This window comes from Lysobacter sp. DMC97, from assembly GCF_056313745.1.
Window position 1 is genome coordinate 748,212 of sequence record NZ_JBQUZR010000001.1, and the last position, 16,444, is coordinate 764,655.

Here is a 16,444-nt window from a genome sequence, read left to right on the forward strand (position 1 = left end):
GCACGGCACAGGAGGAAGATCGATGCGGCGCGTCGCTCAGGGCGCGTCCGTGGCGGCCTGCGCCGGGGCCAGCAACGGCGGATCGACGCGGGCCGGCAGCATCGGCTGCGGCAGGAAGACCGGGTGGCGATCCAGTGCGGCGCCGGCGTAATCGGCATTCAGCGACCCGTTGCCGGAGGCACCGGGGACCAGCGCGCGCGGCCAGGGCTTGATCACGATCGCATTGTCGGTCGCCGGCTTCGCGGCGTCGGCCGAGGCGACCAGGATGCCGCCCTGTCGTTCGACGGCACGGCGGGAGGTCGCGTCGACGGCGCGGTCGGTCGCGAGCATCTGTTCGGCGGCCATCCGGTGCACACGCTGACTGCGCGTCCCGGCGACGGCGGCCACCGTCGCCAGCGATGCCACGCCGGCGGCGGCATCGGGAATGGCGACCGGCGCCGCGGTGTCGGGGTGCGGCAGGGCCACCTGCGCGGGCGGCACCGGCGTCGTGGCACCGCCCGAAGTCGCGGCGACCGGCGGCGGCACGGTGGTGGCCGTCGACGGCGTGGTCGGCATGCGCCCGGCGAGGAAGGCGGCCAGCGCCACCGAAGCGGCCAGCGCGGCCCCGCCGCCCCAGCGCACCAGCGGCAGGCGGCTGAAGGACGTCCGCGAGGCCGCTTCGGCCTGCGCGGCGGACTGCGCGATGTCGTCGGCGATTGCGCGGCCGACGCGCTTCGAGAAATCGGCGGGCAGCGCGCGTGCGCACTCGCCGCGCATCGCATCGCCGTAGTACTGCCAGTGGGCCCAGCTGTCGGCGAGGGCATCGTCGTGCTGCATGCGGCGCAGCAGGAAGCGGGTTTCGTCGGGGGAAAGTTCACCGTCCATCATTGCCGACAGTTGTTCGCGAAGCAGGTCGCGGGCGTCGGAATCGAGGGCGGGCATGGCGTGCGTACCGGTCATGGGTGTCGTCGCGATGAAGGCATGGAGCGTGGAGAGGGAATCGGACCGAGGGCGCCGACCGCGAAGGTCAGCGGGTCGCCCGGGCGCGGGGGTCGACCGCGTCCATCAGCGGCCGCAGTTGCGCATCGATGGCTTCGCGGGCGCGGAAGATCCGCGATCGCACGGTGCCGATCGGACACTGCATCTGCTGCGCGATCTCCTCGTAACTCAGCCCTTCCACCTCGCGCAGGGTGATGGCCGCCCGGAGTTCTTCCGGCAAGGCTTCGACCGCACGCATCACCGTTTGTTCCATCTCTTGTCGCATCAATTCGCGCTCCGGAGTGTCGTTGTCGCGCAGGCGCAGGGCCGACTCGAACTGCTCGGCATCGTCGATGTCGATGTCCTCGCCCGGCGGCCGGCGCTTGTGCGCCACCAGATGGTTCTTCGCGGTGTTCACCGCGATCCGGTGCAGCCAGGTCGAGAACTGGGCGTCGCCGCGGAAATTGCCCAGCGCGCGGTAGGCGCGCAGGAACGTTTCCTGGGCCACGTCCTGGGCCTCGCTCCAGTCGTGGACGTAGCGTCCGATCAGCGCCACCACCCGGTGCTGGTACTTGCGCACCAGCAGGTCGAAGGCCGCGCTGTCGCCGCGCTGTACCCGCCGGACCAGTTCGAGGTCCACGTTTTCGGTCATCGTCTCGGCCACGGGCCGGCTCTCCTGGCAATGGATCGTCCGGCGCGGGGGCCGGTCGTTCCGACAATACATGCGGGAGGAAGTTCCCGGACCCGCCGAAGGTCAGGCCGCCGGCGGCATGCAACACCCGTTCATCTGGGGCGCCGGTGGCGCCGGCACAAGCGGTCGCGGCCCGGATGCGGCAGATTTGACGCGGTCCCGGCCGCCTCGGGATCATAGGCCCCATTCTCCAGCGTATGGATCGACCCATGACCACGCCCCAGCCCGGCCTCGACGGCCTGCGACTCCGCCACTGGAAGACCGACCTGCGCCCGGACGGCGTGCTCGTGCTGTCCTTCGACCGCGAAGGCGAATCGGTGAACAGCTTCGGCCAGGACGTGCTGATCGAACTCGGCACCCTGCTCGAACGCATCGTGCTGGAGCCGCCGAAGGCCATGGTGCTGCGCTCGGCCAAGGCCAAGGGCTTCATCGCCGGCGCCGACATCCGCGAATTCCAGGAGTTCGACCGCAAGGGCACCATCGGCGATTCCATCCGCCGCGGCCAGACGCTGTTCCAGCGCATCGCCGACCTGCCCTTCCCCACCGTCGCCGCGATCCACGGCTTCTGCATGGGCGGCGGCACCGAGATCTCGCTGGCCTGCACCTACCGCGTGGCCTCGACCGACCCGTCCACCCGCATCGGCCTGCCCGAAGTGAAGCTGGGCATCTACCCCGGCTGGGGCGGCAGCGTCCGCCTGCCCCGCCTCGTCGGCGCACCGGCGGCGATGGACATCATGCTGACCGGCCGCACCCTGTCCGCCTCCGCGGCGAAGGCGATGGGGCTGGTCGACCGCGTCGCCGCGCCCGACGCGCTGATCGACACCGCTGCCGCACTCGCGCTGAAGGGCACCGAGCGCCCGTTCAAGCAGCGCTTCCTCGGCTGGATCACCAACACCTGGATCGCCCGCCAGGTGCTGGCGCCGCAGATGGTGAAGCAGGTCGCCCGCAAGGCACGCAAGGAACACTACCCCGCGCCGTTCTCGCTGATCGAAACGTGGCGCCGCAGCAGCGGCAACACGCAGCAGTTGCTCGACGCCGAGCGCAAGTCGGTGGTGAAGCTCGCCGGCACCCCGACCGCGCGCAACCTCACCCGCGTGTTCTTCCTGCAGGAGCGCCTGAAGGGCCTCGGCGGCAAGGATCACGGGATCGCGCACGTGCACGTGGTCGGCGCCGGCGTGATGGGCGGCGACATCGCCGCGTGGGCCGCGTACAAGGGCTTCAACGTCACGTTGCAGGATCGCGAGCAGCGCTTCATCGACACTGCGATGAAGCGTTCGCAGGAACTGTTTGCCAAGCGCGTGAAGGACGAGAGCAAGCGCCCCGAAGTCGCCGCGCGGCTGGTGTCCGACCTCGCCGGCGACGGCGTGGCGAAGGCCGACCTGCTGATCGAGGCGATCATCGAGAAGCCCGAGGCCAAGCGCGATCTCTACACCACCGTCGAGCCGAAGATGAAGGCCGACGCGCTGCTGACCACCAACACCTCGTCGATCCCGCTGACCGAACTGCGCGAACACATCGCGCGCCCGGCGCAGTTCGCCGGCCTGCACTACTTCAACCCGGTCGCGCTGATGCCGCTGGTGGAGATCATCCACCACGACACGATGGCGCCGGAAACCGAGAAGCGCCTCGCCGCGTTCTGCAAGGCCATCGACAAGCTGCCGGTGCCGGTGGCGGGCACGCCGGGCTTCCTCGTCAACCGCTTGCTGTTCCCGTACATGCTGGAAGCCGCGACCGCGTTCGCCGAAGGCATCCCCGGCCCGGTCATCGACAAGGCCGCGGTGAAGTTCGGCATGCCGATGGGCCCGATCGAGCTGATCGACACCGTGGGCCTGGATGTGGCCGCGGGCGTCGGCGCCGAACTCGCGCCGTTCCTCGGCCTGCCGATCCCCGCCGCCCTCGCCTCGCCGCCGGAAGCCGGCAAGCGCGGCAAGAAGGACGGCCAGGGCCTCTACAAGTGGGTCGACGGTCGCGCGCAGAAGCCGGAGATCCCCGGCGACTACAAGGCGCCCGAGGATCTGGAAGACCGCCTGATCCTGCCGTTCCTCAACGAGGCCGTGGCCGCCCTGCACGAAGGCGTGGTCGCCGATGCCGAACTGCTGGACGCCGGCGTGATCTTCGGCACCGGCTTCGCCCCGTTCCGCGGCGGCCCGATCCAGTACATCCGCGACACCGGCACCGAACCGCTGCTGGTCCGGCTCAAGGCCCTGCAGGACAAGCACGGCGACCGCTTCGCCCCGCGCCCGGGCTGGGACAATCCCGCACTGCGCAACGGCTGATCTGGTCGAATGCATGTCACCCGAAGAACCCCGCTCCGGCGGGGTTTTTCATGGCCGCTTGCCAAGGGCGGCAAGACCGTATAACGTGCGTTATAACTACAATCCGTGAGGGTGCCATGAAACTGAAAATCACGACCGTCGGCAATTCGTCCGGCGTCATCCTGCCCAAGGAGCTGCTCGCCCGCCTGCGGCTGGAAAAGGGCGACGAACTGTACGCGCTGGAAACCCCCGGCGGCATCGTCCTGACCACCTACGACCCCGAACTCGCCGCGCAGATGGAAGTGGCCGAGAAGATCATGCGCGAGGATCGCCTCGTGCTGCACAAGCTCGCGCAGTGAGGAGCCCGCCATGATCATCTGGATCACCCAGCGGCTGGCGCTCGCCATCCACGACCGCCAGCTCGCCGAGCACGGCGGCGGCAGCGGCGTACGCGACCAGAGCCTGCTCGACTCCGCCCTCGCCCGGCCGCAGCAGTTGTTTTCCTACGGCGACCCGCCGCCGGACATCGCGGCGCTGGCCGCGAGCCTCGCCTTCGGGCTGGCCCGCAACCATCCGTTCGTCGACGGCAACAAGCGCACCGCGCACGTCTGCTACCGCGTCTTCCTCGCCCTCAACGACGCCGAACTGGTCGCCACCGACGAAGACAAGTACATCGCGATGCTGCGCCTCGCCGAAGGCAGCCTCACCGAAGCCGAATTCGCCGACTGGCTGCGCCCCCGCCTCGTCCTCTCCACCGCCGACAGCGTCAACGAACCCGCAGCCGCCTACCGCTGACCCCGCTTCCATGTAGGAGCGCCGGGAGGCGCGACAAAGCCGCGGCCAGCGCATCCTGTGGGAGCGACGGCAGTCGCGACAAACCACCGCAGTCCCCTCCGCGACCTACTTCCTCACCATCCCCAACACCTCGGACGCCGGCACCGTGATCCGTGCCAGATGCGCATCCTCGATCCCGCCCGGCGGTGCGAGGTAATACTGCGACCCGATCCGCGTCAGGACCTCGACATCGTCGAGCACGCCCATCTCCACACCCTCGCGATGATCCGGCGCACACACCCGCTCCGGCCACCCCGCATGCACGATGTCGCACCCGCGCGTCGTCAGCACCAGATCGACGTGGCGCATCATCCCGAGACCGAGCGTGTTGGCGGTGGCGTCGACGAGCAGGAATGGCAGGCCGGAATACAGCATCACGACGCCCACCAACACGAAACGAAGCGTCGTGACCTTGCGCTTCGGCGCGCGCATCGACAGATACCAGCCCCAATGCGCGAGCGGCGTCATGATCGGCACGCTCACCACCGACATCCAGAACCATGCACCACCACCGTGGAACCCGTCCACTTTCCCGAACAGGAAGAGCAGGAACGGCCACGCACCGAGATAGAGCACAAACAAGAGCAACCACTGCAACACGGGCTGGCGCCATGCCAACAGGCGACGCCGTCCCCAACCGTTGTCGACCGCGACGAAGGATGCCAAGAGGAATCCGGACGAAAGCGCGAACAACAGAACATAGGCATGCGTCGTCCACCCCAGCTTCCACTCGACGCTTGCCAGCACCAGTCCGACATAGATCGCCAAAGCAGCGAGCGCCGCCGTCAGGAACGACGGCAAAGACCCGGATTGCAACGACCAACCGCGCTGACGACGATGCGCCACGGACAACGACTCCAGCGATGACACCGACACCGGGGACCGCAACGATTTGCGGCTGGCCATCGTCTCGCCCGTCGACCACTGCCGCTTCCTCGGCGGCGGCAGGAACACCGATCCGTTCACCCACGTCGCGATCATCAACACCGGCAGCAGCATCAATCCGGAAAACGCGATGACGCCTGCCACGAAGAACAACACGAACGCCCCCAGCACCGCCCCCAGGTCCGCGAAGGACAGCGACGGCAGGAACCCGATCCGCCAGAAGTGAGTGAGCAGCAGCAAGCCGCCGGCGCCCGGCACAAACCACTGCCAGTTGCCCGCGACCCACGTCAGCGTCGATCGCAGCGGTGACGCCAGGGCGCCCTCGCCTGCCGCACCGGCTGCGGCCACGACTGCCACATCCCCTGATTCCCGATCACGACCTTCCGACATCCCACGCCTCCCTGTCATCCATCAACACACCTGACGCAACACCCCGCCTCGCGCCCATTGTGGGAACGGCGTGAGCCGCGACACCCGCGACCTTTCCTGTGGGAGCGACGGGAGTCGCGACTTCCGTGAAAAAAGCCGCCCCCTCTCTCATCGGCGTTTTCACCGGCACCTTCACCGGCGTTTTCACCAGCGTTTCCAGCCGGCAGCCCATATGGTCGCCAACGCTATCTCCTCGAAACCGCCCACCCTGACGACCAGGCTTCTGCCTGCTGCAGCACGGTCTGCACAGCCGAATCCTGGAGGTCCGGCGGATAGCCGTACTTCCTGAGAATGCGCTTGACCAGCACCCGCATGCGGGCACGTGCCGATTCGCGGTGCGCCCAGTCCACGGAAACGTTTTCGCGCAGGCTCACCAAAAGCTCGTGCGCGATCAGTCGCAGGTTCTCATCCCCCATGACTTCGACCGCACTGTTGTTCTCTGCCAGCGCGTCATAGAAAGCGACTTCCTCTTCGGACAGGCCGGACTCTCCTCCGCGCTCGCGAGCAGAACGAATTTCCTTGGCCAACTGAATCAGTTCCTGCAGAACCTCGACTGTCGTGATGGCGTTCGCGTGGTAACGCGCCACGGCATCTTCCAGACGCGCCGAGAAGGTCCTAGTCTGAACCACATTGGCCTTGCCGCGTGAGCGAATGCCATCGTTGATGAGCTTTCGCAAGGCTTCCAGCGCAAGGTTCTTCTTCTCCATCTGCTGGACTTCGGCAAGGAATTCGTCCGAAAGGATGGAGATATCCGGACTTCTGATGCCCGCCGCGGCAAGAATGTCCACGATCTCGGTCGAGACCACCGCACGGCTGACGATCTGCTGGATCGCAAGTTCACGCTCCTGCTTGGTGACGCCCGACCCTGTTCCACTCTTGACCAGCGCGGCGCGGATCGCCTGGAAGAAGCCGACGTCCTCGCGAATCGCGCGAGCCTCGTCGGATGCGGATGCCAGTGCGAATGCCTTGGACAGGGCCAGTACGGCGTCCTGGTACCGACGATGCGCGTTCTTCTTGCCCTCCTTGGTCGTCTCTTTCGCCGCCCACTGCTGCTGCAGGTCGAGAATCCATTCGATGGCGCCCGCCATCATCGCGAGACGCTCCTGCGGCGTGCCGCCCATTGCCGAGGCATAGTCGAAGCCGTGGTACATGTCGCGGACGACCTCGTACTTCTCCATCAACAGCGCGATCGCCAGTCCTTCGTCGACCCCGGTGTTTTCCCGATCGTCCTTCGAGTACTGCTGCAGCGCAGACTTCAAATTCTGCGCGATACCGATGTAATCCACGATCAAACCCGCCGGCTTGTCGCGGAACACGCGGTTCACGCGCGCGATGGCCTGCATCAGCCCGTGCCCCTGCATCGGCTTGTCCACGTACATCGTGTGCATGCACGGCGCATCGAAGCCCGTGAGCCACATGTCCCGAACGATCACCAGCTTGAGCGGGTCTTCGGGGTCGCGGGCACGCTTGGCGAGCAGGTCCCGCCTCGCCTTCGCCTTGTTGCCGATGTGCTGCTGCCACGCCTGCGGGTCGCTCGCCGCGCCGGTCATGACGATCTTCACCACGCCCGCATTGTCGTCCGTGCTGTGCCAATCCGGGCGCAGCTTGATGATCTCTTCGTAGAGCCTGACGCAGATGCGTCGGCTCATGCAGACCACCATGGCCTTGCCGTCGAGCGCGACAACGCGGTCCTCGAAATGAGCCACGATGTCCTTGGCGACCAGCGCAAGACGCCTATCGCTGCCGACGAGCGCCTCGACCGTCGACCACCGCTTCTTGAAGCGCTCCTGCTCGGCCTCGGGTTCCTCTTCGGTCAGCGCATCGACCTCGGCATCAATCTTCGGCTTCTCGTCCTCGTCCAATTCGATGCGCGCCAACCGCGATTCGTAGTAGATCGGCACGGTCGCGCCGTCCTCGACCGCCCGACTGATGTCGTAGACATCGATGTAGCGGCCGAAGATCGCCGGGGTGTTGACGTCTTCCGCCTCGATCGGCGTGCCGGTGAAGCCGATGAAGGAGGCATTCGGCAGGGCATCGCGCATGTATTTGGCGAAGCCATAGGAAATTCCGCCGGTCTTCGCATCGACCTTCGCCTTGAAACCGTACTGACTGCGGTGCGCCTCATCGGCGATGACCACCACATTGCGCCGCGTGGTCAGCGGCTCGGCGATGCCCTTGTCGGAGGTGGCGCCGAATTTCTGCAGCGTGGTGAAGATCACGCCACCGGAGGCCCGGTTCAGCAGCTTCTGCAGGTCTTCGCGGCTCTCGGCCTGCACCGGCGTCTGCCGGACCAGATCGCGGCACATCGAGAAGGTCGAGAAAAGCTGGTCGTCAAGGTCGTTGCGGTCGGTCAACACCACCAGCGTCGGGTTGGCCATGGCCGGATGCTTGACCAGTTGGCCTGCATAGAACGCCATCAGCAGACTCTTGCCCGATCCCTGGGTGTGCCAGATCACGCCCGCACGCTTGTCGCCCTGCTTTTGATCGGCCACGGAGGGCAGCCCGTAGCCGGCAGGGTCTTCAGCGACACGGTGGTCCGCCGCCGCACGCACGGTCGAGACGACGGCGCGCTGTACTGCGTGAAACTGGTGATAACCCGCGATGAGCTTGACCAGACCGCTCCCGGTGTCGCCGAACACGGTGAAATCGCGCAGCAACAGCAACAGGCGCGATGGCTCGAACACGCCTTCGACCAGGGTCGCCAATTCCGGGGCGCCCTTGGGCGCAATCTCAGCGCCGTCGGTCGTGCGCCAGGGCATGAAACGCTCCACGTCGGCCGAGAGCGAACCGACGCGGGCCGCGATCCCGTCGGACGTGACCAGCAGCGTATTGGTGTTGAACAACAGCGGGATCTGCTGCTTGTACGTCTGCAACTGATTGAACGCACCCAGCAGATGCGCCCCCGCGCTGCCCGGCGCCTTCAACTCGATCACCGCCAACGGCAGGCCGTTCACGAACAACACCACGTCGGGTCGCCGGTTGTTCTCGCCATGGATCACCACGAACTGGCTTGCCGCCAGCCAGTCGTTCCGCTCCGGATGCTCGAAGTCGATCAGCGCGACCTTGCCCGCCGTCAACGTGCCGTCGTCGGCGTAGTACTCGACGTCCACGCCTTCGGTGAGCAGTCGGTGGATACGACGGTTCTCTTCCAGCAGCGAGGGCAGTTCGGACTGCAGCACTCTCCGCGCAGCGTCCTGCCGCGCCTCCAATGGCACCCCGGGATTCAATCGCGCGACGGCAGCTTCGAACCGCCTGCGGAGCACAACCTCGTCATGGCTGTCCCGTTCCGGCCGGCGTCCATCCGGACCGATGTCGTCTTCGCGTTCGATGCGATACCCCAACGGACGCAGCTGATCGAGCAACGCTTCTTCGACTTCGGCTTCCGACAGAAACGCCATCACGCCCTCCCTTGCTCACCCTTGGCACACGCCGGATTCTCGAGGTCCATGGCCCATTGCATCGGATTGTTCTCGATGTATTCGCGAATCCGGCACAGCGCACCGTCATCCCGAATGATGTGCTCGTAATAGTTCCGTTGCCACAACCGACCATCGAATCCCGGCCAGCCGTACTGTTTGACGCCGTCAATGTAGCGCCTGGTCGTCAGGGATTTCAGCCGCTGCACGGCCACCGGCAGCGACAACCCCGCCCCCGCAGGGACAGCCTCCCGTGTCTGCCCCACTCCAGACGCCCCCATTCCATCCGCATCACCTACCCCCGTAGGGGCAGACCCCCGTGTCTGCCCCGCCCCCGACAGATGCGCGCCATCCGCATGGGCACCGGGAACATCGGGGCGGCCACGGGGGGCCGCCCCTACAGGGTCGATGACGACGATGCCGTGCAGGTGGTTGGGCATGACCACGCAGGCATCGATGCCGATGCCCGCGTAATGCAGGGGCAATGCGTCCCATGCCTGTTGCACCATGCGGCCTGCATCATTCAACCGCATCCCCCCATCGACGATGTCGCCGAACAGGCAGGCACGGGATTGGGTGCAGATCGTCACGAAATACGCACCGTTCCGCGCGTAGTCGTAGCCCCGCAAGCGGATGCTGCGCCGATGACGGATGTCGGCGCGATCGATCACGCCGCCACACCGACGATGCGTTCGGCGTCCGGGACGCGCAATTCACCGGAGATCAGTTTGGGGAGGAGGGTGTCGCGGAGTTGGATGAGGGAGGTAGACTGCTGCTTGCCCGCGACTATTTTGTTGAAAAGCGGCTGACAAAGCCCTTCAAATTCCCGCGCTATAGAGTCTTCTGGCACACGAATCCTAAAATCATCAATATCGCTTTTTCCAAGATGTATAACCGTAGTTGCAACTTCCGTTGCTTCAACGCGAGCAAGATGTGGCTCGATCGCGTTACGCACAAAAACGGCGCAATGCGGCGACTTTGAATGAAACGCGCAAATTCGCTGATTCATCCAAGATGGCGCCCCACCCCATATATATGATCGAAACTCTCCATCCATACCGACGATAACGTCCCCAGGCTGAATCAAGTAGCCCTTTGGATGGACTTCCTGCGTCCATACACCAGGACGCTCGCCGCGCAGGTCGCGAATTCTCACCAATGGCAGACCATCCCCGCTTGAATTGAATTTCGACGACGCGAATGGCGCGCCATAGCGAACATCTGCAATATCGCAAACACCACCCACTCGCCATCCTTCTGGAATACCACCCAACTCCGATCCGACAAGCCGATCCGGAAAGAAATCGTAAAGATGCGCAGGCAAACCTGGCAACGACTGACCGCGCTGCCAGCGACTTTCGATCTTGGCACGCACCGGCTCGAAGTCCACGAACCACGCCTTGAACATGGCCCGGGCCATGGCTTCGAGCGTTTCGTTCTGCTTTCGGTTGAGTTCAATTTTGTCTTCAAGGGTTTCGAGTATGTCGGCGATGGAGCGCTGCTCTTCAATCGGCGGCTCCAAGAAAGGGCAGGCACCCAGAATTGAGGTGTTCAGATTTGGCATTGTCGCGCCATGAGCATGGCGGACAATCCATTCTCGTACGTTCGGATGGCCAAGGTAGTAGGACACAAACCGAGGATCAGCCCCCTTTGCGCCAAGGCGAACACGAAGGCAACCCGTTCCGCATAGCCAGCCGTCCTGATGAGAACGCACCAAGGCTCGACGTTCGACATCACCTCGCCGGCTATAGACAATATCTCCGGCACGGACAAGGTAGCGGCTCAAACGCTGCGCATCCTGCTGCGTAATACGAGCGACTCCCTCCTCGTGAAGTCGATTGTCTCCAATGTTCTGCGGCATGATCGATGGTATGCCCACGGGAACATAGTCAGCCGCATGCAACTGACTTCCGAAAGGGCCCGTCTGGATATCTCCGCCACCTTCTGCACACGCAGCACCAAGTGTTTTGCATTTCCAACCTGACGGGATGGAGCCAAACAATTTTTCACCCCGCATACCCCATCCCCCTCAAATTCGCTTCGATCACCGCGTCCAGCCTCACCGCTTCCGCGCGCTGTTTGCGCCACAACGCGGACAGCCGCAGCATCTTGTCTTCGAAAGGTTCGCCGTCGACTTCCTGTTCGGCAGCGCCCACGTAGTGCCCGGGCGTGAGCATGTGGCCGTGTTTGCGGATGTCGTCCAGCGTCGCAGATTTGCAGAACCCGGGAATGTCCCCGTAGGGACGCCCACCCTTGGTCGCCCCGCCACCCGTGGTCGCCCCACCCCCTGCGATCGCCCCGTCGCCGATCGTTCCACCACGGGTCGCGGTCGCCGATACATCGGGGCAGGCACGGGGGCCTGCCCCTACATCATCGGCGTTTGCGCGGGCATCGGCATGGGGGCTGGACGCGGCATCCGGTTGTCCGCGCCAGGCATGGTAGGTGTCGGCGATCCTGCGGATGTCGTCGCCGGTCAGTTCGCGGCGGGTACGGTCGACCAGCACGCCCAGGTTGCGCGCATCAATGAACAGCACTTGCCCGCGGCGGTCGCGCAGGCCGTTGCCGGGATTCTTGTTGCGGGCGAGGAACCACAGGCAGGCCGGGATCTGCGTGGAATAGAACAGTTGCCCGGGCAGCGCCACCATGCAATCCACCACGTCGGCCTCAACCATGGCCTTGCGGATCTCGCCTTCGCCGGACTGGCTGGAACTCATCGAACCGTTGGCCAGCACCACGCCCGCCGTGCCGTTGGGTGCGAGGTGGTGAACGATGTGCTGCAGCCACGCATAGTTGGCATTGCCCGCCGGCGGCACGCCGAACGTCCAGCGCACGTCTTCGCGCAGACGATCGCCACCCCAGTCGGAGATGTTGAAGGGCGGATTGGCGAGGATGTAGTCGGCCTTCATCGGCGCGCCATCGCTTCCGCGCTGCGCAGCGAATTCGTCCTTGTGGAAGCTGCCCTCGTTGTTCCAGAAGATCCTGGAATCGATGCCGCGCACCGCCAGGTTCATCTTGGCCAGCCGCCACGTGGTGTAGTTCGACTCCTGCCCGTAGATCGCGATGTCGCCGACGCGCCCGCCGTGTTCCAGCACGAACTTCTCCGACTGCACGAACATCCCGCCCGATCCGCAGCAGGGGTCGTAGATGCGTCCCGAGTACGGCTCCAGCATTTCGACCAGCACGCGCACCACCGAGCGCGGCGTGTAGAACTCGCCGCCGCGCTTGCCTTCGGCGCCGGCGAACTGGCTGAGGAAGTATTCGTAGACGCGGCCGAGGATGTCCTTCGAACGACTGCCTTCCTCGCCCAGCGCAATGCCGGAGATCAGGTCGATCAGCTCGCCCAGCATCACCTTGTTCAGCGCGGGCCGCGCGTAGTCCTTGGGCAGCACGCCCTTGAGCGATTCGTTGTCCTTCTCGATGGCACGCATGGCGTCATCGATCATGGTGCCGATGCCGGGCTGTTTGGCGTTGGCCTGCAGATGCGACCAGCGAGCCTGCTTCGGCACCCAGAACACGTTGTCGGCCAGGTACTCGTCCTTGTCCTCGGCGGCCTGTGCGTCTTCGGCCAGCAGGGCCGCGTGCCTGGCCTCGAAGGCGTCGGAAATGTATTTCAGGAAGATCAGTCCGAGCGCGACGTGCTTGTAGTCGCTGGGCTCCATGTTGCCGCGCAGCTTGTCGGCGGTCTTGAACAATTCGGACTCGAAACCGAGATCGCCGGTGGCGTTGCCGGCCTTGCCTGCGGCTCTGGCCTTCGCCGTGGCGGCCGGCCGTTCGCGCGCGGGCTTCTGCTCCTCGATCGGCGGTTCGATCAACACGGCGGGTTCCGTCCGCAGGCGTCGTCTGACCGAGCCGCCCCGGCCGCGACCGGTTTGTAGCTTGCCCTCTTCGATCAGTGCATTACGGGCCGCGAAGTAGTCGTCTTCCTTCACCTTCGCGTCGAGCCGTTCGGCGATGCGCTCCTGCAAGCGCTGGTTGCCGACGGCGGTGCCGTCTTTCGGCAGTTCCTTCAGGATCGCCTTGCGGATGTCGGCGATGGTGGCCTTGGCCATGGACGGCTCCCCTTCATTGCGGACAGCGATGTTACCGGAGGCGTTTGTAGATGCGGACGGGCATGCGCCATCGGTTCGGACAGGGCGCACAGCAGATCCTTTCGCACGCTGCGTGGGTGTTCGGGATGAGGGGGTTGTGGGGGCGATGGCTCTTGTGTTGGTCGTTCCTGCATGGGCGGGAAGGCCGCGGCCGCGATCGTCTCGACTCCCGTCGCGCCCACAGGAGAGGTTTGCTTCGGCTTTGGTCGCGCCTCCCGGCGCTCCTACAGGGAGGGCGGCCGCGGCGGTGTCGCGGCTCGTGCCGCTCCCACAGGTTTGGGCGAAGGGGCTTTGCTCCCTCCCCTTCAAGGGGAGGGCCGGGGTGGGGATGGGTTTGCGCATTGACCGGTCGCGGGCGGCGGGACTAGAGTCGCGGCAGGTGCTGAACACACCTTCATTCGCTAGGCGGTACACCGCACCCGACAGGCAGGCGGTTTTTTTGCGCCCGTTGTTTCCGCGCGTTCGCGTGCGGAGGGCGAGCTTCACCTGTGGCCGGGTGTCCGCAGCCATGCAAGACCCGTAAGGGAAAAACTGCGGGCGGGCCTAGCACCGTGTTCAAGCACCCGGCCGCCCCCTCTGAACAGGGGGGCGCATTCGAACACTTCGCTAGGACATCGTCATGACCATCACTTCGCGCTCCACCGGCCGGCCGTCGCGCCGGTCGCCCGTGCCGTCGCCGCAGCACGACACGCGGCAGCTCACCCTCGCCTACTCCAGCTACCAGCACCGCCGCGACGGGTTCTGGACGGGCAGTCGTCGTTTCCCGGTGCTGCGCCTCGGCGGCGTGTGGCTGGAACGGGCGGGATTCGCCCCCGGCCAGCGCGTGCAGGTCCACGTGGACGCCGGCCGGCTGGTGATCGAACCGGCGGGCTGATGCCCCTGCCTGCCCTCCCCTTTGTGGGAGCGGCGGTTTTCAACAGCCGAAGGCTGGTAAAGCCGCGACATGGCTGCGGCAGCCATCCCCTTGTAGGAGCGCCGGGAGGCGCGACCACCGCTGCGGCAGGCCTCACCTGTGGGAGCGACGGGAGTCGCGACGAACGCAGCGGCCGGCCCATCCGGTTCCGACGCCTTACCCCATCCCCACCCAAACCCTCCCCTTGAAGGGGAGGGCTTCAACGCGGGGCTTCGGGGGCCGACGCGGCGGCTGTGGCGCCCGCGAGGGAGGCGCCGACCCGAAAAGGGTCATCGATGGCGAAAAAAGCGGCAGCGATGACGCTCGAAGGGGCAACGTCGACCCGAAAAGGGTCATCGATGGCGAAAAAAAGCGGCATCGATGACGGTGAAAGGGTCGGCGTTGATGCTGGAAGGGTCGGTGTTGCACCAAAAAGGGGCGTGCGTACGGCTTCGAGGGCCGACGTTGCCGCTCCGAGGGGGATGCGTGGCGAAAAAAGCGCCAGAAGTCGAGTCGCGATCGGGGAACGTTGCGCCTTCGAGGAGCATCGATGGTGAAAAAAGCGTCATCGGTGGGGGTTGGAGGGGCAAGGTCGGCGCTTCGAGGGTCGGCGCTGCACCAAATTGGGGCAATGCTGGGGGTTGGAGGGGCAAGGGGTTCGCGAGGAGGGAGGTGTCAGATTTCTTGTGTGACCGGGCGGGGAGGTCTGCCGCTTCGGTCGTCGCGACTTCCGTCGCTCCCACAGGTGAGGCATGCCGGGCTGGCGGTCGCGCCTGCCGGCGCTCCTACAGGGCGGGTGTCGCGGCTTACGCCGCTCCCACAGAAGCGGCGGCGCTGCTTTGCTCCCTCCCCTTCAAGGGGAGGGCCGGGGTGGGGATGGGTTCCAGCGAGCCGCGCAACGAAGGCACAAGGCCGTCATCCTCGCGCATGCGAGGACCCAACGCTTCGGGCGATCAGGCTTGGGTCCTCGCGTGACCCGCCATTCGGCGGTTGAAAACCGCGAGGATGACAGTGGAATTTTGACCCGGTGCGGGTGGCGGAAGGTCTGCCGCTTCGGTTGTCGCGACTTCCGTCGCTCCCACAGGAGACGCCTGCCGGGGCGGTGGTCGCGCTTTCCGGCGCTCCTACAGGGCGGCGGGTGTCGCGGCTCACGCCGCTCCCGCAGTGAGGGGGCTGGTGTGTGATGCATCGATCAAGGCGATCAATGTCGATGGCAGCGGGTGCTGTCAGCCTGTTGGATCGTGCAGGCAGCAGTGCTGGCGCTTTCATGTAACGTGAACTCCGGGTCCAGATGGGCCCGGGGCAGTCTGTCTGACCTGCGTACGGATTTTGTAGCCACTCAGGCGGTGAGTCCTGTGGTGATGGTATCGGGTTCGGACCAGTTCCGGCGCACGCTTGCCGGAGGCTTGTAACCGTGTGCACTGTGCGGCCTGCGCTCGTTGTAGAACTGCCGCCAGCGCTCGATCAGCACCTTGGCCTCGGCCCGGCTGCGGAACCACTCGCGGTTGAGCAACTCGTCACGCAGTTTGCCGTTGAAGCTCTCCACGAAGCCGTTCTGCCACGGACTGCCCGGGGCGATGAAGGCCGGGCCGATCGCGGCATCGCGCAACCAGCGCATGACCTTCGCCGCAGTGAACTCGGCGCCGTTGTCCGAGCGCACGAACGCCGGCTTGCCGTACAGCCGCATCAGCCGCGACAGGGTCAGGACCACATCCTGCGCCCGCAGGCTGGCCCCGACCTCGATGGCCAGACATTCCCGTGTGTACTCGTCGATCACGCACAGCAGCTTCAGGCTGCGTCCGTCCACCATCTGGTCGTGCACGAAGTCGTAGCTCCACACGGCGTTGGGCCGAACCGCACCGGGCAGGCGGATGTCGCTGCCGCTGCGCCGACGCCGCGGGCGCCGGCGCGGGATGTTCAGACCCAGCGAACGCCACAGGCGCCGGACCCGGGCCTCCCCCACGCCAAGCCAGGCCGCCATCCGCCGGTAGCCGAAC

General features: G+C 65.7%; 12 protein-coding genes. 4 read left to right on the forward strand and 8 right to left on the reverse strand.

The genetic code is table 11. The features are described 5' to 3' along the window. Window positions 1–36: 36 nt before the first annotated feature. Together ACT53Q_RS02930 and rpoE are read right to left on the reverse strand one after the other, a co-directional pair. Complete coding sequence (locus ACT53Q_RS02930; protein WP_476185136.1) at window positions 37–939, reverse strand: sigma-E factor negative regulatory protein; 903 nt, start codon at window positions 937–939, stop codon at window positions 37–39. Window positions 940–1,006: 67 nt separating this feature from the next. Continuing rightward, a complete protein-coding gene (gene rpoE / locus ACT53Q_RS02935; protein ID WP_476170935.1) occupies window positions 1,007–1,609 on the reverse strand; it encodes an RNA polymerase sigma factor RpoE in 603 nt (200 codons plus the stop codon). A 248-nt stretch (window positions 1,610–1,857) separates the two neighbouring features. Between rpoE and ACT53Q_RS02940 the strand changes: the two genes are divergently transcribed. The 3 genes from ACT53Q_RS02940 to ACT53Q_RS02950 all read left to right on the forward strand — a co-directional run bounded on the left by ACT53Q_RS02940 (window position 1,858) and on the right by ACT53Q_RS02950 (window position 4,698). Next, a complete protein-coding gene (locus ACT53Q_RS02940) occupies window positions 1,858–3,924 on the forward strand; it encodes a 3-hydroxyacyl-CoA dehydrogenase NAD-binding domain-containing protein (RefSeq protein WP_476185137.1) in 2,067 nt (688 codons plus the stop codon). Between the two features lie 116 nt (window positions 3,925–4,040). Beyond that, complete coding sequence (locus ACT53Q_RS02945) at window positions 4,041–4,262, forward strand: AbrB/MazE/SpoVT family DNA-binding domain-containing protein (protein WP_476185138.1); 222 nt, start codon at window positions 4,041–4,043, stop codon at window positions 4,260–4,262. A gap of 10 nt (window positions 4,263–4,272) precedes the next feature. Then, entirely contained in the window at window positions 4,273–4,698 is a 426-nt protein-coding gene (locus ACT53Q_RS02950; RefSeq protein ID WP_476185139.1) for a type II toxin-antitoxin system death-on-curing family toxin, read from the forward strand. 105 nt (window positions 4,699–4,803) lie between these two features. On the opposite strand, the gene ACT53Q_RS02955 is transcribed toward ACT53Q_RS02950, so the two are convergent. From ACT53Q_RS02955 to ACT53Q_RS02975, 5 genes are all read right to left on the reverse strand, one after another. Next, window positions 4,804–6,012, reverse strand: coding sequence for a hypothetical protein (locus ACT53Q_RS02955; RefSeq protein WP_476185140.1), 1,209 nt, complete (start codon window positions 6,010–6,012; stop codon window positions 4,804–4,806). A 224-nt stretch (window positions 6,013–6,236) separates the two neighbouring features. Next, window positions 6,237–9,449 (reverse strand): type I restriction endonuclease subunit R, encoded by a 3,213-nt coding sequence (locus ACT53Q_RS02960; protein ID WP_476185141.1) that lies wholly within the window; start codon window positions 9,447–9,449, stop codon window positions 6,237–6,239. Continuing rightward, window positions 9,449–10,138: a transposase gene (locus tag ACT53Q_RS02965; RefSeq protein WP_476185142.1), complete on the reverse strand. Its 690-nt coding sequence runs from the start codon at window positions 10,136–10,138 to the stop codon at window positions 9,449–9,451. The genes ACT53Q_RS02960 and ACT53Q_RS02965 overlap by 1 nt, the downstream gene beginning before the upstream one ends. Then, window positions 10,135–11,328 (reverse strand): restriction endonuclease subunit S, encoded by a 1,194-nt coding sequence (locus tag ACT53Q_RS02970; RefSeq protein ID WP_476185143.1) that lies wholly within the window; start codon window positions 11,326–11,328, stop codon window positions 10,135–10,137. Before ACT53Q_RS02970 ends, ACT53Q_RS02965 begins: the two co-directional genes overlap by 4 nt. A gap of 145 nt (window positions 11,329–11,473) precedes the next feature. Beyond that, window positions 11,474–13,159, reverse strand: a complete 1,686-nt coding sequence (locus tag ACT53Q_RS02975; RefSeq protein WP_476185175.1) for a class I SAM-dependent DNA methyltransferase — start codon at window positions 13,157–13,159, stop codon at window positions 11,474–11,476. A 1,015-nt stretch (window positions 13,160–14,174) separates the two neighbouring features. On the opposite strand from ACT53Q_RS02975, the gene ACT53Q_RS02980 reads away from it, so the two are divergent. Continuing rightward, window positions 14,175–14,429: a SymE family type I addiction module toxin gene (locus ACT53Q_RS02980; RefSeq protein ID WP_476185144.1), complete on the forward strand. Its 255-nt coding sequence runs from the start codon at window positions 14,175–14,177 to the stop codon at window positions 14,427–14,429. Window positions 14,430–15,786: 1,357 nt separating this feature from the next. Here the strand turns inward: ACT53Q_RS02980 and ACT53Q_RS02985 are convergent. Beyond that, window positions 15,787–16,444 (reverse strand): IS3 family transposase (locus ACT53Q_RS02985; RefSeq protein ID WP_476185145.1); only part of this gene is annotated, 658 nt, incomplete at its 5' end.

Excerpts from the sequence above, each read along its gene's own strand:
- ACT53Q_RS02945 (WP_476185138.1), top strand. The coding sequence starts at position 4,041 with ATGAAACTGAAAATCACGACCGTCGGCAATTCGTCCGGCGTCATCCTG.
- ACT53Q_RS02950 (WP_476185139.1), top strand. The coding sequence starts at position 4,273 with ATGATCATCTGGATCACCCAGCGGCTGGCGCTCGCCATCCACGACCGC.
- rpoE (WP_476170935.1), bottom strand. The coding sequence starts at position 1,609 with ATGACCGAAAACGTGGACCTCGAACTGGTCCGGCGGGTACAGCGCGGC.
- ACT53Q_RS02930 (WP_476185136.1), bottom strand. The coding sequence starts at position 939 with ATGACCGGTACGCACGCCATGCCCGCCCTCGATTCCGACGCCCGCGAC.
- ACT53Q_RS02970 (WP_476185143.1), bottom strand. The coding sequence starts at position 11,328 with ATGCCGCAGAACATTGGAGACAATCGACTTCACGAGGAGGGAGTCGCT.
- ACT53Q_RS02940 (WP_476185137.1), top strand. The coding sequence starts at position 1,858 with ATGACCACGCCCCAGCCCGGCCTCGACGGCCTGCGACTCCGCCACTGG.
- ACT53Q_RS02955 (WP_476185140.1), bottom strand. The coding sequence starts at position 6,012 with ATGTCGGAAGGTCGTGATCGGGAATCAGGGGATGTGGCAGTCGTGGCC.
- ACT53Q_RS02980 (WP_476185144.1), top strand. The coding sequence starts at position 14,175 with ATGACCATCACTTCGCGCTCCACCGGCCGGCCGTCGCGCCGGTCGCCC.
- ACT53Q_RS02960 (WP_476185141.1), bottom strand. The coding sequence starts at position 9,449 with ATGGCGTTTCTGTCGGAAGCCGAAGTCGAAGAAGCGTTGCTCGATCAG.